The organism is Halorubrum xinjiangense (assembly GCF_049604745.1).
In the GTDB taxonomy this organism is placed as follows: Archaea; Halobacteriota; Halobacteria; order Halobacteriales; family Haloferacaceae; genus Halorubrum; species Halorubrum xinjiangense_A.
The window spans coordinates 268,495-284,380 of the sequence record NZ_CP187140.1 but is presented as its reverse complement, the minus strand read 5'-3'; the positions used below and the strand labels follow the sequence as shown (position 1 = coordinate 284,380).

Sequence of the window (15,886 nt, the reverse complement as noted above, 5' to 3'; positions counted from 1 at the left end):
CCGACCCGAGGCGGCCGCGAGGCGTATCGACGCCGTCGCGACATATCTTCACGGAAGCTACCACGCCGGTCGTGAACATAATGTACTACCATAATAATCTTCCTGTTGAAATCCGGACTGCGGCGCGAGTCAAAAAGTGTGGTATATAACTATATCGGCAGCGGCGTTGATTACACTACTTGAATGACCCTGATAGTTATGGGTAGGGCGCCTCGGGAGGTAAAGTAAAGTGGTCGTGGTCCAAGGGCCTCGCATGGACAGACAAGTGGACGTCGTCGTCGTCGGTGGGGGGTCGACGGGGTGCGGCGTCGTCAGGGACCTGGCGCGACGCGGGCTCGATACGGTCCTCGTCGAGAAGGGGAACCTGACGCACGGCACGACCGGACGGATGCACGGCCTCCTCCACAGCGGGGGCCGCTACGCGGTCTCGGACCAGAAGAGCGCGAAGGAGTGCATCGAGGAGAACATGGTCCTCCGCGACATCGCGGCCCACTGCGTCGAGGAGACCGGCGGGCTGTTCGTCAAGCGACCGGAGGACGACGAGGAGTACTTCCAGGAAAAGCTGGAGGGATGTAAGGCGTGCGACATTCCCGTCGAGGTGATCGACGGCGAGGAGGCGCGGCGCCGCGAGCCGTACCTCGCGCGCGACGTCGAGAAGGCGATCGCCTTACCCGACGGAGCGGTCGACCCGTTCCGCCTCTGCGTCTCCAACGCCGCCGACGCCCGCGAGCACGGCGCGCGGGTCGAGACCCACGCCCCGGTGACCGACGTGCTCGTCGAGGACGGCGAGGTGGTCGGCGTCGAGATCGAACACGAGACTGGCCCCGGGAAACGCGTCCATCACGAGCCCGGGACGACCGAGGAGATCCGCGCGCGCCACGTCGTCAACGCGACCGGCGCGTGGGCGGGCAACGTCGGCGAGATGGCCGGCGTCGACGTGGAGGTGCGCCCCTCGAAGGGCGTGATGACGGTGATGAACACCCGGCAGGTCGACACCGTGATCAACCGCTGCCGGCCGAAGGGCGACGCCGACATCATCGTCCCGCACGAGACGGCCTGCATCCTCGGCACGACCGACGAGGAGGTCGACGACCCCGAGGACTACCCTGAGGAGGACTGGGAGGTCGACCTGATGATCGAGACGCTCTCGGAGCTCGTGCCCGCGCTCGAGGACGCCCGGACGCTCCGCTCCTTCTGGGGCGTTCGCCCACTCTACGAACCCCCGGGAACCGGCACCGAGGACCCGACGGACATCACGCGGGACTATTTCCTGTTGGACCACGGCGACCGCGACGACCTCCCGGGGATGACGACCATCGTCGGCGGGAAGCTCACCACCTACCGGATGATGGCCGAGTCCATCTCCGACCACGTCTGCGAGACGCTCGACTACGAGGCGACGTGCGACACCGCGGAGGCGCCGCTGCCGGGCTCGGAGAGCGAGGCGCGCATGGAGGAACTGATGGACGAGTTCGGGCTCCGCTCGCCGGTCGCCCGGCGGTCGGGTCAGCGGCTCGGCTCCCGGGCCGACGACGTGCTCGACGAGTACGACCCGAACCCGATCGTCTGCAACTGCGAGAGCGTGACGCGCGCCGAGATCCAGGACGCGGTCGGCGAGGCCGGCTCAGACCTCAACGCGGTCCGCCTGCGGACCCGCGCCTCGATGGGGAACTGCCAGGGCGGCTTCTGTACGCACCGGATCGCCGCGGAGCTCGCCGAGGAGTACCCCGAGCCCGTCGTCCGTGACGCCGAAGACGAGCTGTATCAGGAGCGCTGGAAGGGCCAGCGCCACGCGCTGTGGGGCGAGCAGCTCTCGCAGGCGATGTTGAACCACATGCTCCACGCGACGACGATGAACCGCGACGGCGACCCGGCGAACCTCGACGGCGAGGTCGACTTCGGCGCGTTCGACGCGGGCGCCGAGAGCGACTCCGTCGGCGCCGAGGGTTCGGGAGGCGAAACCGGAACTGCGGCCACCGACGGGGGGCGCTGATGGCGATAAACAGCGACGTCCTCGTGGTCGGCGGCGGCCTCGCGGCGATCACGGCCGCGGTGTCGGCCGCCCGCGAGGGCGCGGACGTGCGGCTGGTCTCCCACAAGGCGAGCACGCTGCGGCAGGCCTCCGGGCTGATCGACGCGCTCGGCTACGTCCCGGCGACGGAGCCCGCGAAGCCGCTGCGCGACGGGCCGCCGACCGCGGGCCGGGAGCTCGACCCCGACGAGTGGCCCGACCCGGAGGGGCCGCTCGCGGACCCCTACGAGGGGATCGACCGGCTCCCCGAGAGCCACCCCTACCGGGTCGTCGGCGCCGACGCGCTCCGCGAGGGCCTCGACCTGTTCGACGACCTCGCGGGCGACGCGTACCGCGGCGGGCACACCGACCGCAACGCCCTCGTGCCCACCTTCGGCGGCGCGGTGAAGCCGACGGCGCGGTACCCCGCGGCCGCGGAGGCCGGCCTCGCCAGCGACGACCGACCGATGCTCGTCGTCGGGTTCCGGTCGCTCACGGAGTACGACGCGCGCGCCTTCGCGGGGCGGCTGGAGGCCGCGGGCGTCCCGTTCGACGTGGCAGGGGCAGAAGTCGAGTTCGCGGAGGCGTTCCGCGCCGACGCGAAGATTACTCGGCTCGCGAAGGCGCTCGATCACGACGAGGCGATCGACGGCACGCCCGCCCGCGAGGCGCTCGCGAAGGCGGTCTCGCCGCACCTCCACGACGTCGTCGACGGGGAGGGGGGCGTCGACCGCGTCGAGCGCGTCGGCTTCCCGGCGTTCCTCGGCGACGACCGGGGCGACGAGGTCCGTGAAGAGCTCGCCGACCGGCTCGGCGCGGACGTCTTCGAGATCCCGATGGGGCCGCCGAGCCTCCCGGGGCTCCGCTTAGAAGACCGGCTGTTCGACGCGCTCGACGCCGAGGGCGTCCGGTTCGAGACCGGGAACCCCGTGGTCGGCGTCGAATCCGCGAGCGACGGGCGGGTGGAGGCGGTCGCGGTCGATCGGAAGGGGCGGACGGCGCCGTACGGCGCCGACGCGTTCGTGCTGGCGACCGGCGGCCTCGTCGGGAAGGGGCTCGACTCCGACCGCGAGGGCGTCCGCGAGCCCGTCTTCGACCTGCACGTCGACCAGCCGGACGACCGGTACGAGTGGTTCGTCGACGACGCGTTCGGCGACCAGCCGTACGCGCGGTTCGGTGTCCGGCCCGACGAGCGGTGTCGGCCGACTGACGCCGACGGCGAGGTACAGTACGAGAACGTGTTCGCGGCCGGCGGCGTCGTCGGCGGCGCGGACGCGGCGCGGGAGAAGTCCGCGAGCGGGGTGTCGCTCGCGACCGGCCTCGTGGCCGGGCGGCAGGCGGCGACGGAGGCGAACCAATGACACGACACACCGAGGACGACGGCGACGCGGGGGATTCGAACGGGACGAGCGAACCGAGCGACGGTCGCGGCGGGGGCCGAGAGAACGCCGGCTCCGGAGGCTGCGGCTGCGGCGGACCGGCCCCGGGCGTGCCGGAGGCCGGCCGGGACGAGCAGCCGTCCATCTTCGTCCCGGACGAGGGGGAGATTCCGGAGGCGGACGCGGCGAGCGGCGGTAGCGCTGACCCCGGCGCCGACCGCGCGGCCACCGACGGCGGCGTCGAGAGCGCCTCCAGCAGTACCGACAGCGCGACGGGCGGGACCGACTCGGCCGAACTCGACCCCGACGCGTACGACCCCGTGGACGTGTTCCCCGGCGGCGACCTCGACCTCCGCGAGGGGGCCGACTCCTGTTACAAGTGCACGAGCTGCGACACCTCCTGTCCGGTGGCGGAGGTCGACGACGAGTTCCCCGGGCCGAAGTTCCAGGGCCCCGAGCAGTGGCGGCTCAAGCGGAAGGAGGACCACGACATCGACGAGTCGATCACCTCCTGTTCGAACTGCATGCGCTGTGACGACGCCTGCCCCTCCTCGGTGCCGCTCTCGCAGATGCACAACGAGGCGCGCGGGCAGTTCGTCGAGCGGCAGATGGAGAAGCTCTCGGTCGAGTACATTCGGAACCGGATCCTCGCGAACTATCACACCTCGGCAAGTCTCGCGAGCATGTTCCCGCGGACGGCGTCGTTCGCGATGAACTTCGGGCCCGCGCGGTGGGCGATGGAGAAGGTGATGGGGATCCCCAAGGAGCGCGACTTCCCCGAGTTCGCCACGGAGACGTTCCGCGAGTGGTGGAAGGCGCGCGGCGGCGCGCAGGTGGAGAACCCCGACAAGCGCGTGGCGTACTTCCACGGCTGCTACTCCAACTACAACACCCCCGAGGTCGGCAAGGCCATGGTGCGCGTCTACGAGCACTTCGGCTACGAGGTGATGGTGCCACCCCAGAAGTGTTCGGGCACCCCGATGTTCGCGAACGGCATGCTGAAGGACGCCCGGCGCCACGCCGAGACGAACGTCGAGAACCTCGTGGAGGCCATCGGCGAGGGGGCCGACGTGATCGCCTCCTGTACCTCCTGTTCGATGTCGCTCCGGCAGGAGTACCCCGAGCTGTTCGACCTCCACGGGATCGAGGACCTCGCCGAGCACACCTTCGAGGCGATGGAGTACCTCCGCATCCACGAGGACTTGGAGGGCGAGCTCGACGCGGCCGGCGGGCTCGACGACGAGCGCGCGTTCGCGTACCACGCGCCGTGTCACGCGCGCAACCAGGGGCTCTCCCGGCAGGCGGTCGAGACGTTCCGCGATGTCGACGGCGTGAAGATGGAGGACGTCGGCGACTCCTGTTCCGGTATCTCCGGGACGTACGGTTGGAAGGAGGAGAAGTACGAGAAGTCGATGGAGATCGGCGCGGAGATGTTCGAACACATGGAGGACGCGGAGGGCGATGTCGGGATGACTGAGTGTCCGACCTGCGCGATGCAGATGGAACACGGCACGGGGTACGAGATCGAACACCCCCTCCAGCTGCTGGAAGACACGCTGGGCGCGTAGGCGCTCTGGGCTGCCGTCGGCCTCGCTGGACAGGGCCTCGGCGTGCTCGCCGGCGCGCCCCGCGGCCATGGTGTATCCGGGTTCCGGCCCCCCGTTCTCAACGCAGATAACCGCGTGAGAATCCTTATGAGTCGAACCACCTCATTCAGCGGCACGTGACTCTCGAACAGTTTCTCGATCGCTTCGACGGACCCGAGCGCTCCGTGGTCGTCGTCAACCGAACCGACCCGGACCCCGTCTTGAACATGCTCGTGGACACGTTCGGCGACGACGCAGTACGGGTGGTGGACGGTCGCGTGGTCGAGGGCGCGGGCGACGGCCGCGGGAACGACGGCCGCGGGAACGACGGCGCGGACGACGGCCGCGGAAACGACGGCGCGGACGACGGCCGCGGAAACGACGCCCCCGACGACCGACGCCTGACCGATGGGGCCGGAACCGCGGGTCTCACGGCCCGAGAACTGGCGACGACCGGCGTGCTCGACGGGGAGGGCGAGCCCGTCCCGGCGCTCGACGTCGAGGTGCTCCGGCGCCACGAGGACGTCCCGTTCGACGGCGGCGACCCGGACGAGATCGAGAACCTCGCCCTGCTCATGGAGGGCGACGAGGTGGTGGCCGGCTCGACGCTCGACAAGCTCGGCGACGCGGTGTTGTTCGTCAACTCCGACCTGTACACCACCGGCACCCGGTCGCTGGGCGACGTCGACCTCCCGTCGGTGATAAGCGGCCTCGACGACGCGACGTTCACGCTTCGGGGATACCCCGAGTCGAACCGACAGAAGCTGCTGCTCATCACCATCTCGCGGTTCATCGAACGGGTGGCGTGGACGGCCGGGGATGGCATCCTGCGCTCGTCGTTCCAGCGGCTCTCGCGCATCGACGACGAGGTCGGCACGCGCGAGGTGTACGAGCGGATTTCCGACACCGGCGTCGACACGCACCTCTACGGCGTCCCGGACGAGCTCCCGGCGGACCTCGACGCGGTGATCCACGCGGGCGACGACCCCGACTTCACCGACAGCTGGTTCGTGGTGTATCGCCCCCCGGAGGGGCCACACTCGGCTGAGACCGACCCGAAAAGCGACCTAAAGCGGGGGATCGAAGGAGGCGTCGGCCTCCTCGCGGTCGAGACGGAGCCCCGCATCTATCGCGGCCTCTGGACGTTCGACGCGGACCGTGTCTCCCGAGTCAACCGGTACATCGAGCGGTATCTGTAGCGCCACCGTCGATTTCCTCCCGGGCGACGCCGCCCGTATCCAACCCGTGCGTTCATATTCTCGGAGCGGTGACGGGCGGCCATGTTCACGGAGCGGTCCGCGCTCGTCGACGACGCGAGCCCGATGCGCGGGTACGGCGTGGCGGTGACGCCCGGGCGCGACGGGCCGCTCGTCTTCGTCGCTGGCTACGGCGAGCCGAACCGGCTGTACGCCCGGGATGACGACCGCTTCTCCGACACTGCCTGCGGCATCGTCGCCGACGGGACGCGCCACGGGATGGGGGTGTGCGCGGCCGACCTCGACGCCGACGGCTGCGAGGAGGTGTACGTCCACAACTGCGCGCGCGGCGTCGACGGCGGCGACCCGGACCTCCTCTTGAGCCGCCTGGAGGCCGACCGGTACCGCTGGACCGACGTGTTCGCGCGCGAGGTGAACGCCGACCGCATCGACGTCCGCGCCGGCCGGTCGGTCGCCGCGCTCGACCGGCTGGGGACCGGCCGCTACGGCGTCGCCGTCTCCGGCTACGCCGCCCCGCTCGCGTTCTACGAGCTCGGCGACGACGGCGAGGTGACCGACATGGCCGAGGCGGTCGGCCTAGAGGTCGACGGCGGTTGCCGGTCGCTGCTCGCGGTCCCGTACCGCTCCCGCGAGGGCGACCTGTTCGCGGGCGTCGAAGGAGGACCGAACCGCCTGTTCAGCAACCGCGACGGCCACTACGCGCGGACCGACGGCGGGCCCGACCTCTCGGACCCCGGCGGCGACACGCGCGGCGCCGCGGTCGTCGACGAGGGCGGGACGTTCGCGCTCGCGGTCGGCAACGAGTCGGCGCCGAGCCGCCTCCTACGTTGTTCGCCGGACGGCGGCTACGACGACGTTGCCCCCGACGCGCTCCGCGACGTCGGGGCGGTCCGGACGGTCGTCGCCGCGGACTTCGACAACGACGGGCGCGAGGAGCTCTTCTTCAACGTCTGCGGCGCCGAGAACCGGCTGTTCGAGCGCGTGGACCGCCCCGACGAGCCCCCGGAGTGGGAGTCCGTGGACCTCGGCGCGGCCGCGGAGCCGGACGGGTTCGGCACCGGCGCGGTGGCGGCCGACCTCGACGGCGACGGCGCCCTCGAACTCCTCGTCGTCCACGGGGAGGTCGCCGCGCAGCCGGTGACGGCCTACGGCGATCCAGACGCCCCAGACGCCGGCTGGCTCCGCGTGCGCCCGACGACGCGCCACGGCGCCCCGGCGCGCGGCGCCGTCGTCACCTTGGAGACCAAGGACGGGGTCCAGCGGCGGACGATCGACGCGGGCGGCGGCTGCCTCTGTCAGACGGAGCCCGTCGCGCACTTCGGGCTCGGTGGCGCGGAGCCGCAGCGCGTGGACGTGCGCTGGCCCGACGGCCGCGAGCGGACCGTCGTCGTCCCGAACGCGGACCGGGAGCTGACCGTCAAACACCCGTCGCGGAAGGCGACCGACCGCGACGCGCGGACACGGCGGTAGCGGCCGAGACGCACCGGCAACGGGGCCGCCGGAACGGTGGCCGCAGCCGTGGCCAGAACTGCCGCCCTTCGCGGGTTCAAGTGTCCCCGGGCGTACGAAGAGGTATGGTGGATCCGACCTCGGAGCTCGAGGAGGACGTCGACGAGGAGTCCGCGCCGAGCTGCGCGACGTGCGGCGAGCCGGCGCTGGGAACCGGGCGACGAACGGTCACGTGGGTCGACGGCAGCGACGCCGTCCACCGACACTTCTGTTCGGAGTCGTGCCGCGAGGACTGGGACGACGAGCGGCCGGCGGCGACCGAGTAATCGGCCGCGACGCACGAACTCGACGCCCGATAATCCGATTCAACGCAAGACCGGCGACGGCGGGAGGCTTTTTGCCTGCGGGGGTGGTATCGTTCGGTATGATATCGCTCGACGAGGCCGTGACGGCCCGACTGGAGTCACACGGGGAGCGCTTTGAGGTCTTGATTGACCCCGACGCCGCGCTCGCGATGAAGCGCGGGGAGTTCGAGGGTGATCTCGAGGAGGTCATCGCCGCGGAGGACGTCTTCGAGAACGCCTCGCGAGGGGATCGCCCCGCGGAAGAGGACTTAGAGACGGTCTTCGGCACCACGGACGCGCTCGAAATCATCCCCGAGGTCGTCGAGCGCGGGGAGATACAGATCACCGCTGAGCAGCGCGCGGAGATGCAAGAGCGGAAGCACAACCAGCTCGTCACCACCATCACGCGAAACGCCGTGAACCCGCAGATGGACGACTCGCCGCACCCGCCCGAGCGGATCGAGCGCGCCTTGGAGGAGGCCGGGTTCCAGATCGACCCGATGGAGCCGGTGGAGAACCAGGTCGACGACGCGCTCGACGCGCTGCGACCGGTGATCCCGATCCGGTTCGAGGAGGTGACGATGGCGGTTCAGCTCCCCGCCGACTACGCGGGGTCCGGGCAGGCGCAGATCCGCGAGTTCGGCGACTTAGAGCGAGAAGAGTGGCAGAACGACGGCTCGTGGGTGGGCGTGCTCACCTTCCCGGCCGGGCTCCAGAACGACCTCTACGACCTCGTCAACGAGGTCACCTCCGGCGAGGGCGACGCCCGCGTGCTCAAGGATAAAGACGAGCTCCGGACCCGCTGAGGCCGCCCGATCGTCCGCCGCCAAGCCGGCCGCGACCACAGCCGCATTTTCACCGCCTCCGGGAGGTTGATACCGGCGGGCCGCGGGTCCGATCGCATGCATCCACGCGCGGCGGAGTTTGCGGAACGGGCGCGGGAACGGTACGACACCGACGTCGACGTGCTGGAGTTCGAGGCGGGCACGGAGACTGCGGCCGCCGCGGCCGACGCCCTCGGCTGCGAGACGGGCGCCATTGCGTCGACTATCATCGTCTCGCTCTCGGGCGGCGAGCGCGACGGTGAGCTCGTCGCCGCGATCACGAGCGGCGCGAACCGGCTCGACCTGAACGCCGTCGCCGACCACTTCGGCGCGGACGCCGCCGAGATGGGCGACCCGGAGCGGATCCGGGAGGTCGTCGGCTGGAGCATCGGGGGCGTCCCGCCGATCGCTCACGACGCCGCGCTCCCGACCGTCTTCGACCCGACGCTCACCGAGTACGACACCGTCTACGGCGCGGCCGGGACGCCGAGCGCGGTGTTCGCGGTCGACCCCGAGACGCTCGCCGAGCTCGCGGACGCGACCGTCGTCGACCTCACCGAGTGACCCCACGGCGTCGCTCCGTTGTCCTGTGCCGGGCCATTCCGCCCAGTTGTTAAGTCGGTACGCTCTCGGCGCCCGAGTTATTAATTCTGACTTGTGAAATAATAACCTTTTTCTGTTAATCCGTGGTAGCGATCGGTATGACTCACTCACGGCGGTCGGTGCTACGGCGCGGCGCCGGACTCGCGGTCGCGGGAGCCGCGGCGTCCCTGGCGGGCTGTTCCGGTGCCACGGGCGGCGGGTCCGAGGGGTTCGATTCCGGGTACGCCGCCTTCTTCACCCTCAACGACTGGGCCAACGAGGTCGCGGGCGAGCGCGCGAGCTTCGAGGATCCGGTCGACGTGGGCCAGCTCGGCCACGGGTGGACGCCGGACGGGACCCTCGCGAGGGACGTCGCCGCGACGGACGCGTTCGTCTACCTCGACAGCCCGGAGTTCTCGTGGGCGCAGGACCTAGCCGAGACGTTGGAGAGCGACTACGACACCGTCGCCGTGATCGACGGGCTCGACGGGCTGGAGGACGACCTCCTCGACTGGGACCACACGCACGGCGGCGAGGAAGGGGACCACGACGGGGAGGACGGAGGACACGAGGGCGACGACCACGACGGGGAGGGCGAGGAACAGGACGATGACCGCCAGTACGACCCGCACGTCTGGGTCGATCCGGTGTTCGCCGCCGACATCGTCGACACCATCGCGACGGGGCTGGGCGAGGCGGACCCGGACAACGCCGACGCGTACGCCGCGAACGCCGACGCCTACGCCGAGGAGCTCGACGCGGTCGACGCCGCCTTCCAGTCGATCGCCGACGAGGCCGCGCGCGACGTGGCGGTGCTCGCGGGCCACAACTCCTTCCAGTACCTGGAGGCGCGCTACGGGTTCCGGCTCCACTCGCCGGTCGGCGTCTCGCCGCAGAACGAGCCGACGCAGTCGGAGATCGCCGACACGATCGACCTCGTCGACACGGAGGGGATCGACGTCGTGCTGTACGACCGCTTCCAGTCGCCCAGGCTCGCCGAGTCGATCGTCGAGAACAGCGACGCCACCGAGGCGGTCCCCGTCACGCCCGCCGGCGGGACGACGCAGGAGTGGAACGACGCCGGGTACGGCTACCTCGAACAGATGACCGAGATCAACGTCCCCGCCTTCGAGCGGGCGTTCGACGCGCAGTGAGCCGATCCGACCTCGGGCTGGCCGCGCTCGGCGCCTCCGGAGACGGCGCCGACGCCGCCGGACTAAAAGAGCTAAACGTGCGGCCGACCCACACCGGACACACGCAGTGAGCGCAATCGTCGACCTCGACGGCGTGACGTTCGCCTACGGCGACACCGTCGCCGTGAGAGACGTCTCCCTCACCGTCGAAGAGGGTGACTTCCTTGGGCTCGTTGGCCCGAACGGCTCCGGGAAGACCACCCTCCTCCACCTCATGCTCGGCCTCCACGAGGCCGACGAGGGGTCGGTCGAACTGTTCGGGCGCCCGATCGACGAGTTCGACGACGGCGGCCGGATCGGCTACGTCTCCCAGAAGGCGACGAGCCGCGGCGGCGCGATGCCGGTCACCGTCCGCGAGTGCGTCACCATGGGCCGATTCGCGCACGCCGGACGGGGGCGCCTCTCGGAGGCCGACCGCGCCGCCGTCGCGGACGCGATCGAGACGGTCGGCATCGGCGACCTGACCGACCGGCTCGTCTCGGAGCTGTCCGGCGGGCAGAAGCAGCGGGCGTACATCGCGCGGGCCCTCGCGAGCGACGCGGACCTGCTCGCGCTCGACGAGCCGACGGTCGGCGTCGACGCCGAGTCGCGCGACGCCTTCTACGCCCTCCTCGACGACCTCAACGACGACGGGATCACGGTCATCCTCATCGAGCACGACATCGGCGTCGTCACCGACCGCGCTGACCGCATCGCCTGCATCAACACCGAGCTGTACCACCACGGGGACACCGAGTCGTTCGTCGAGAGCGACGCCCTCGCGGCGGCGTACGGCACGACGGGGCAGGTCGTCCACCACCACCACTGATGAGCGGAGAATCGGGCACTGAGACCGGACGCCGCGCGGAGCCCGAGCGGGGCCGCCGCCGAACGGCGGAACTCGTCGGAATCGGAATCACGGCCATCGTCGCGGTCGGCATGCTCGGGTTCCTCCTGCTCTACTGGGCGCAGGACCTGCCGGTCGCGAGCGAGCTGTACGCCGCGTTCCGCTCGCTGGGCCGGGGGATGGACGCCGCGTTCGGCACGAACGTGTTCCGGCACCCGATCATGTGGCAGTCGATGGCGGTCGGCGTGCTCGTCGGGGTGGTCGCCCCGCTCGTCGGCTCCTTCCTCGTCCACCGCGAGATGGCGCTGATCGGCGAGACGCTCGCGCACACCGCGTTCGCCGGCGTCGCCCTCGGCATCCTCGTCACCTCCTCGACCGGGTGGAACGGGTCGCTGCTGCTCGTCGCGCTCGCGGTCGGGGTTCTCGGCGCGCTCGCGGTCCAGTGGCTCACCGAGCGCACCGACGCGTACGGCGACGTGCCCATCGCGATCATGCTCAGCGGGAGCTTCGCGGTCGGCACGCTGATCATCAGCTACGGCGACGGGCTCACCGGCGTCAACGTCGAGGGGTTCCTGTTCGGGAACCTCGCGGTGGTCACGCCGGAGGGCGCGCGCCTGATGGGGGCGCTCTCCCTGATCGTCGTCGCCGGCGTGGCGCTGACGTACAAGCAGCTCCTCTTCATCACCTTCGACGAGCAGGCCGCGCGGGTCGCCCGGCTGAACGTCACCGGCTACAACACCCTGCTCGTCGTGCTGACCGCGGTCGTCGTCGTCGGCGCGATGCAGGTGCTCGGCGTCATCCTCGTCGCCGCGATGCTCGTCGTCCCCGTCGCGGCCGCCTCGCAGGTCGCCCGGAGCTTCCGCGAGACGATGTACCTCGGCGTGATCTTCGGGCAGCTGTCGGTGCTCGGCGGCTTCGCGGTCTCGATCGGGTTCGGCCTCCCGTCGGGGGGGTCGATCGTCGTCACGGCCATCGCGGTGTACCTCGCGAGCGTCGTCGGCTCGGGGTCCTCCGTGACGGCGATTTCGACGCACGGGTGACGCTGGACGCTCGCGCGTTCGAACGCGCGGGCGCCGTTGCGTCCGGTTTCCACAGACCCTTATGTCGCGGTCGCGACTCAGGGGTATGGGAGACACCGAGACCTACACGATCACCGGTCCCGACGGTGACGAAGAGTCGTTCGAACTGCCCGCCGGCCTCGTCGACGTGCTCAGCGAGCAGGGCGAGCCCGCGACCGCCGTCGTCTCCGACGTGATCGTCCAGGCGATGGCACAGCAGGCGCACGTTATCGTCCACCACAGCGAGGGCGACGTGCCCGAGGACATCGCGGAGATGGAGGAGACGGCCGCGGAGCTGTTCGAGGAGCGCTTCGGGCAGCCGCTCGAAGAGGCGCTCGGCCACTCGCACTGAGCGGGTTCGAGCCCTCTTTTTCGCCGACTCGCTAGCCGCCGACCGGCCGCTTAAGCCGGTCGAGACCCTATATTCTCGCATGCCTACCGACCCGGATAGCGGGGACGCGCCGGTGTTGATCTTCGACGGCGACTGCCCGTACTGCTCGGTCGCGGCGGTGGCGCTCCGCCGTCTCGACGGCGTCGTCGCGGTCCCGTGGGAGGCCGACCCCGTCGGGCCGTTCCTCGACGCGCAGTTCGGCTCCCGCCCGTTCGCGATGGTGTTCGTCGACCCCGCGAAGCGTCGCGTGTACGCCGGCCGGTCCGCCGCCGAGGAGCTGGCGGAGCGCGCGGGCACCCCCGGGATCGTCGGGGGGCTCGTCCGCGACAACTACGACCGTATCGCCGACGTCGTCGGGACGCTCTCCGGTCGCGACCGCGACCCGGCCGACTTCCACGACACCTACCGCCTCGACGACGAGGCGAACGATCTGGTGGGATCGCTCCGGTCGGCCGCCGCCGAGGCACCGGCCGCGCTGTCGTGAGCGCGGTCGCGAACGCCGTTCGGACGGTGATCGACCGATGAGCGACGCCAGCGGCGGCAGCTACACCCTCGTCGTCGCCCTCGCGGACGACGCGACGCTGTCTGCGGGCGCGCTCGGCGAGCACCGCCTCCCGGCCGGCGCGTACGCGTATACCGGGAGCGCGCTCGGTGCCGGCGGGTTCTCCCGGGTGGACAGACACCGCCGGACCGCGCGCGGCGACCACGACGTCCGCCACTGGCATGTCGACTACCTGCTCGGCCACCCGGCCGCGCGGATCGACCGCGTCGTGCGCAGCGTCGGCGTCGACGTCGAGTGCGCGGTCGCCGAGCGCCTGCCGGCCGGCCCGATAGACGGGTTCGGCGCCTCCGACTGCGGCTGTCCGAGCCACCTCGCGAACGGGGGCCGGGACGAGCGCGCGCGAGAGCGCGGCGGCGACATCGACGAGGTGCTCGACGCCCTCGCGGAGCGCGCGCTGGCGGCGCACGAGGCGGCGGTCGCTGAGACCGACGACTCGGACGCGACAGTCGAAGTCGTCGCGGGCTCAGCGGAGTGAGGCCGTCCGGGTCGCGTCCGCCGCCGTCCGGACCGCGCCGGATCTAGAGGTCGTAGCGCTCGACGACCTGCCGTAACTGCTCCTCCCGGCCGCTCATGGCGTCCTCGCGGAGGACTTCCTCGTCTTCGGTCGGACACTCCAGGTCGGGGACCGGCGTCGGGCGGCCGTCGTCGTCGAGCGCGACGAACGTGAAGTAGGAGGTGGTCGTCCGCCGCGTCTCGTCCGTGCGGGGGTTCTCGGCGCGCACATCGACCTTCACGTCGACGCTCGTCCGGCCGGTGTTGAACACGTACCCCTCGATGATGGCGACCTCGCCCATCTCGATGGGCGCGATGAAGTCGACGTGATCCATCGAGGCGGTGACCACCTGTCGGTTCGAAAAGCGCATGCCGGCGATGGCGCCGCAGATGTCCATCCAGTGCAACACGGCGCCCCCGAGCGCGCGGCCGAGGTTGTTCGTGTCGTTCGGGAGCAGCATCTCCGTCATCTCGGTGTGCGAAGAGGCGAGCGTGGCCGTCTCGTCCATGCCCGTCGTGGGAGGGCCGGCGACTTGAACGGCGGGCTTCGCCGGCGGCGCCGCGGGAAGCGAAGCCGGCACCGAAGCGGCCTCTCAGCGCTCCCCAGAGGGGTCCTCGGAGGGGTCGTCGTCGCCGAAGCGGAGTGAGTCCCGCGATCGGCCCGCCTCGTCAATCACCTCGTCGGTCACGACGATCGGACAGTCGACGCGCACCGCGAGCGCGAGCGCGTCCGAGGGGCGGGCGTCGAAGACGAACCGCTCCGGCTCGCCGTCGTCGTAGCGCTCGGCGTCGACCTTCGCGTAGAAGGTGCCGTCGTGGAGGTCGTCGACGCGGACGCGGTCGATGGCGCCCCCGAACTCCGTGAGGATGTCGACGAGGAGGTCGTGCGTGAGCGGTCGGTCGAACGGTTCGCCTTCCAACGCCATGCCGATCGAGTGAGCCTGGTCACCGCTGACGAATATGGGGACGTACTCGCCGCGCGCGGAGAGGATCACCGCCGGCACGTCGCCGCTTGGCGCCGAGCCCGCGCCGACACCGACGACCTCGGCTTCGTGTTCCATACGCGAACGTGGTGGCGGCGGCTTGAATAGCTGTCCCACGCGCGACCGCCGGGCATCCTCGATCTCGTCAGTTCGACGCGCGGTACCAGTACGCCCACGCGAGCGTGAACACGACCGCGGCGCCGACGAAGAAGACGATCCCGGGCTCGACGAGCGAGACGGCGTACTCCGCAAGCGGGTCGCCGACGAGCTCGATGGCGCCGTCCGCGCTCTCGGCGGCGGTGTCTTGGTCGGGGACGCTCTCTACCGTGGGGCCGTCAGCGCCGTCCGCGCTCCCGTCGCCGCCATCGGCGGTGGCCGTCCCCGCGTCGCCGCCGCCGGACGCGCCCGCGTAGCCGCTCGATCCGCCGAGCGAGCCGACCGCGAGGAGGCGCTGGACCGCGACCGCCGCGAGACCGATCAGTCCGTAGCCGCCGAGCAGGCGCATCAGCGCGGTCTTGATCCCGGTCGACTCCTCGGAGCCGCCCGAGAACAGCACGAGCGGCTCGTCGGCGGCGGCGTACACGTCCATCTCGCGGCCCTTCTCGGAGTAGGCGGTGTCGACGACGTCGACCAGATCGGCCTCGTCGAGCCGGGAGAGGTGGTACTGGACGTTCTGGAGCGAGGTGTCGACCTCGTCGGCGAGCTCGGACTTGGTGGCCGTCCGGTCGTGGAGCGTCGAGAGGATGGCCCGCGCCGTCTCGGAGCCGAGGGCGGCGATGAGGTCGTCGGCCTCGTCGTCGTCGACGCCGACGACCCGGGGCTCGCGCTCCTCGGGGGTCGCGTCCGGCAGGGAGGGCAACAGCCGGGACATACGAACACGTGAGACGCGTGAGAATACAAATTTGTTGGATCAGCGGGAACGCTCGGACCGTCGGGCCGCGGCCCGGACCAGCCACCGACTCACAAACCCTAAACGCGGTGACCGAGTA

Annotated in this window: 17 protein-coding genes; 14 read left to right on the top strand and 3 right to left on the bottom strand. The window is 70.8% G+C overall.

The features are described 5' to 3' along the window. Positions 1–253 precede the first annotated feature (253 nt). The 14 genes from glpA to ACOZ35_RS02245 all read left to right on the top strand — a co-directional run bounded on the left by glpA (position 254) and on the right by ACOZ35_RS02245 (position 13,897). Positions 254–1,993: an anaerobic glycerol-3-phosphate dehydrogenase subunit GlpA gene (gene glpA, locus ACOZ35_RS02310; protein WP_424014875.1), complete on the top strand. Its 1,740-nt coding sequence runs from the start codon at positions 254–256 to the stop codon at positions 1,991–1,993. After that, the gene (glpB, locus tag ACOZ35_RS02305; RefSeq protein WP_424014874.1) at positions 1,993–3,372 is read left to right on the top strand and encodes a glycerol-3-phosphate dehydrogenase subunit GlpB; all 1,380 of its coding nucleotides are present in this window, start codon (positions 1,993–1,995) and stop codon (positions 3,370–3,372) included. The genes glpA and glpB overlap by 1 nt, the downstream gene beginning before the upstream one ends. Continuing rightward, a complete protein-coding gene (locus tag ACOZ35_RS02300) occupies positions 3,369–4,958 on the top strand; it encodes an anaerobic glycerol-3-phosphate dehydrogenase subunit C (RefSeq protein WP_424014873.1) in 1,590 nt (529 codons plus the stop codon). The genes glpB and ACOZ35_RS02300 overlap by 4 nt, the downstream gene beginning before the upstream one ends. Positions 4,959–5,113: 155 nt before the next feature. Then, the gene (locus ACOZ35_RS02295; protein ID WP_424014872.1) at positions 5,114–6,175 is read left to right on the top strand and encodes a hypothetical protein; all 1,062 of its coding nucleotides are present in this window, start codon (positions 5,114–5,116) and stop codon (positions 6,173–6,175) included. Between the two features lie 81 nt (positions 6,176–6,256). Further along, complete coding sequence (locus tag ACOZ35_RS02290) at positions 6,257–7,663, top strand: ASPIC/UnbV domain-containing protein (RefSeq protein WP_424014871.1); 1,407 nt, start codon at positions 6,257–6,259, stop codon at positions 7,661–7,663. Positions 7,664–7,767: 104 nt separating this feature from the next. Continuing rightward, a complete protein-coding gene (locus tag ACOZ35_RS02285; protein ID WP_424014870.1) occupies positions 7,768–7,968 on the top strand; it encodes a DUF7576 family protein in 201 nt (66 codons plus the stop codon). A 98-nt stretch (positions 7,969–8,066) separates the two neighbouring features. Beyond that, positions 8,067–8,792 carry a ribosome assembly factor SBDS gene (locus ACOZ35_RS02280; protein ID WP_424014869.1) on the top strand — a complete coding sequence of 242 codons (726 nt, stop codon included), beginning with the start codon at positions 8,067–8,069 and terminating at the stop codon, positions 8,790–8,792. A gap of 96 nt (positions 8,793–8,888) precedes the next feature. Then, on the top strand, positions 8,889–9,374 hold the full coding sequence (locus tag ACOZ35_RS02275) for a YbaK/EbsC family protein (RefSeq protein ID WP_424014868.1): 486 nt from the start codon (positions 8,889–8,891) through the stop codon (positions 9,372–9,374). A 137-nt stretch (positions 9,375–9,511) separates the two neighbouring features. After that, entirely contained in the window at positions 9,512–10,546 is a 1,035-nt protein-coding gene (locus ACOZ35_RS02270) for a metal ABC transporter substrate-binding protein (RefSeq protein WP_424014867.1), read from the top strand. Between the two features lie 106 nt (positions 10,547–10,652). Further along, the gene (locus tag ACOZ35_RS02265; protein ID WP_424014866.1) at positions 10,653–11,393 is read left to right on the top strand and encodes a metal ABC transporter ATP-binding protein; all 741 of its coding nucleotides are present in this window, start codon (positions 10,653–10,655) and stop codon (positions 11,391–11,393) included. Continuing rightward, on the top strand, positions 11,393–12,451 hold the full coding sequence (locus ACOZ35_RS02260; RefSeq protein ID WP_424014865.1) for a metal ABC transporter permease: 1,059 nt from the start codon (positions 11,393–11,395) through the stop codon (positions 12,449–12,451). Before ACOZ35_RS02265 ends, ACOZ35_RS02260 begins: the two co-directional genes overlap by 1 nt. Before the next feature lie 85 nt (positions 12,452–12,536). After that, a complete protein-coding gene (locus ACOZ35_RS02255; protein WP_096393320.1) occupies positions 12,537–12,821 on the top strand; it encodes a DUF7545 family protein in 285 nt (94 codons plus the stop codon). Between the two features lie 79 nt (positions 12,822–12,900). Then, entirely contained in the window at positions 12,901–13,344 is a 444-nt protein-coding gene (locus ACOZ35_RS02250; RefSeq protein WP_424014864.1) for a DUF393 domain-containing protein, read from the top strand. A 37-nt stretch (positions 13,345–13,381) separates the two neighbouring features. After that, entirely contained in the window at positions 13,382–13,897 is a 516-nt protein-coding gene (locus ACOZ35_RS02245) for a GIY-YIG nuclease family protein (protein ID WP_424014863.1), read from the top strand. Positions 13,898–13,940: 43 nt separating this feature from the next. On the opposite strand, the gene ACOZ35_RS02240 is transcribed toward ACOZ35_RS02245, so the two are convergent. From ACOZ35_RS02240 to ACOZ35_RS02230, 3 genes are all read right to left on the bottom strand, one after another. After that, a complete protein-coding gene (locus tag ACOZ35_RS02240) occupies positions 13,941–14,423 on the bottom strand; it encodes an acyl-CoA thioesterase (protein WP_424014862.1) in 483 nt (160 codons plus the stop codon). An 84-nt stretch (positions 14,424–14,507) separates the two neighbouring features. Then, complete coding sequence (locus tag ACOZ35_RS02235; RefSeq protein WP_424014861.1) at positions 14,508–14,975, bottom strand: bifunctional nuclease family protein; 468 nt, start codon at positions 14,973–14,975, stop codon at positions 14,508–14,510. 67 nt (positions 14,976–15,042) lie between these two features. After that, positions 15,043–15,768: an ArsR/SmtB family transcription factor gene (locus tag ACOZ35_RS02230; RefSeq protein WP_424014860.1), complete on the bottom strand. Its 726-nt coding sequence runs from the start codon at positions 15,766–15,768 to the stop codon at positions 15,043–15,045. Positions 15,769–15,886 lie beyond the last annotated feature (118 nt).

Excerpts from the sequence above, each read along its gene's own strand:
- ACOZ35_RS02245 (WP_424014863.1), top strand. The coding sequence starts at position 13,382 with ATGAGCGACGCCAGCGGCGGCAGCTACACCCTCGTCGTCGCCCTCGCG.
- ACOZ35_RS02270 (WP_424014867.1), top strand. The coding sequence starts at position 9,512 with ATGACTCACTCACGGCGGTCGGTGCTACGGCGCGGCGCCGGACTCGCG.
- ACOZ35_RS02230 (WP_424014860.1), bottom strand. The coding sequence starts at position 15,768 with ATGTCCCGGCTGTTGCCCTCCCTGCCGGACGCGACCCCCGAGGAGCGC.
- ACOZ35_RS02250 (WP_424014864.1), top strand. The coding sequence starts at position 12,901 with ATGCCTACCGACCCGGATAGCGGGGACGCGCCGGTGTTGATCTTCGAC.
- ACOZ35_RS02285 (WP_424014870.1), top strand. The coding sequence starts at position 7,768 with ATGGTGGATCCGACCTCGGAGCTCGAGGAGGACGTCGACGAGGAGTCC.
- glpB (WP_424014874.1), top strand. The coding sequence starts at position 1,993 with ATGGCGATAAACAGCGACGTCCTCGTGGTCGGCGGCGGCCTCGCGGCG.
- ACOZ35_RS02235 (WP_424014861.1), bottom strand. The coding sequence starts at position 14,975 with ATGGAACACGAAGCCGAGGTCGTCGGTGTCGGCGCGGGCTCGGCGCCA.
- ACOZ35_RS02300 (WP_424014873.1), top strand. The coding sequence starts at position 3,369 with ATGACACGACACACCGAGGACGACGGCGACGCGGGGGATTCGAACGGG.
- ACOZ35_RS02290 (WP_424014871.1), top strand. The coding sequence starts at position 6,257 with ATGTTCACGGAGCGGTCCGCGCTCGTCGACGACGCGAGCCCGATGCGC.
- ACOZ35_RS02275 (WP_424014868.1), top strand. The coding sequence starts at position 8,889 with ATGCATCCACGCGCGGCGGAGTTTGCGGAACGGGCGCGGGAACGGTAC.
- glpA (WP_424014875.1), top strand. The coding sequence starts at position 254 with ATGGACAGACAAGTGGACGTCGTCGTCGTCGGTGGGGGGTCGACGGGG.
- ACOZ35_RS02280 (WP_424014869.1), top strand. The coding sequence starts at position 8,067 with ATGATATCGCTCGACGAGGCCGTGACGGCCCGACTGGAGTCACACGGG.
- ACOZ35_RS02260 (WP_424014865.1), top strand. The coding sequence starts at position 11,393 with ATGAGCGGAGAATCGGGCACTGAGACCGGACGCCGCGCGGAGCCCGAG.
- ACOZ35_RS02255 (WP_096393320.1), top strand. The coding sequence starts at position 12,537 with ATGGGAGACACCGAGACCTACACGATCACCGGTCCCGACGGTGACGAA.
- ACOZ35_RS02240 (WP_424014862.1), bottom strand. The coding sequence starts at position 14,423 with ATGGACGAGACGGCCACGCTCGCCTCTTCGCACACCGAGATGACGGAG.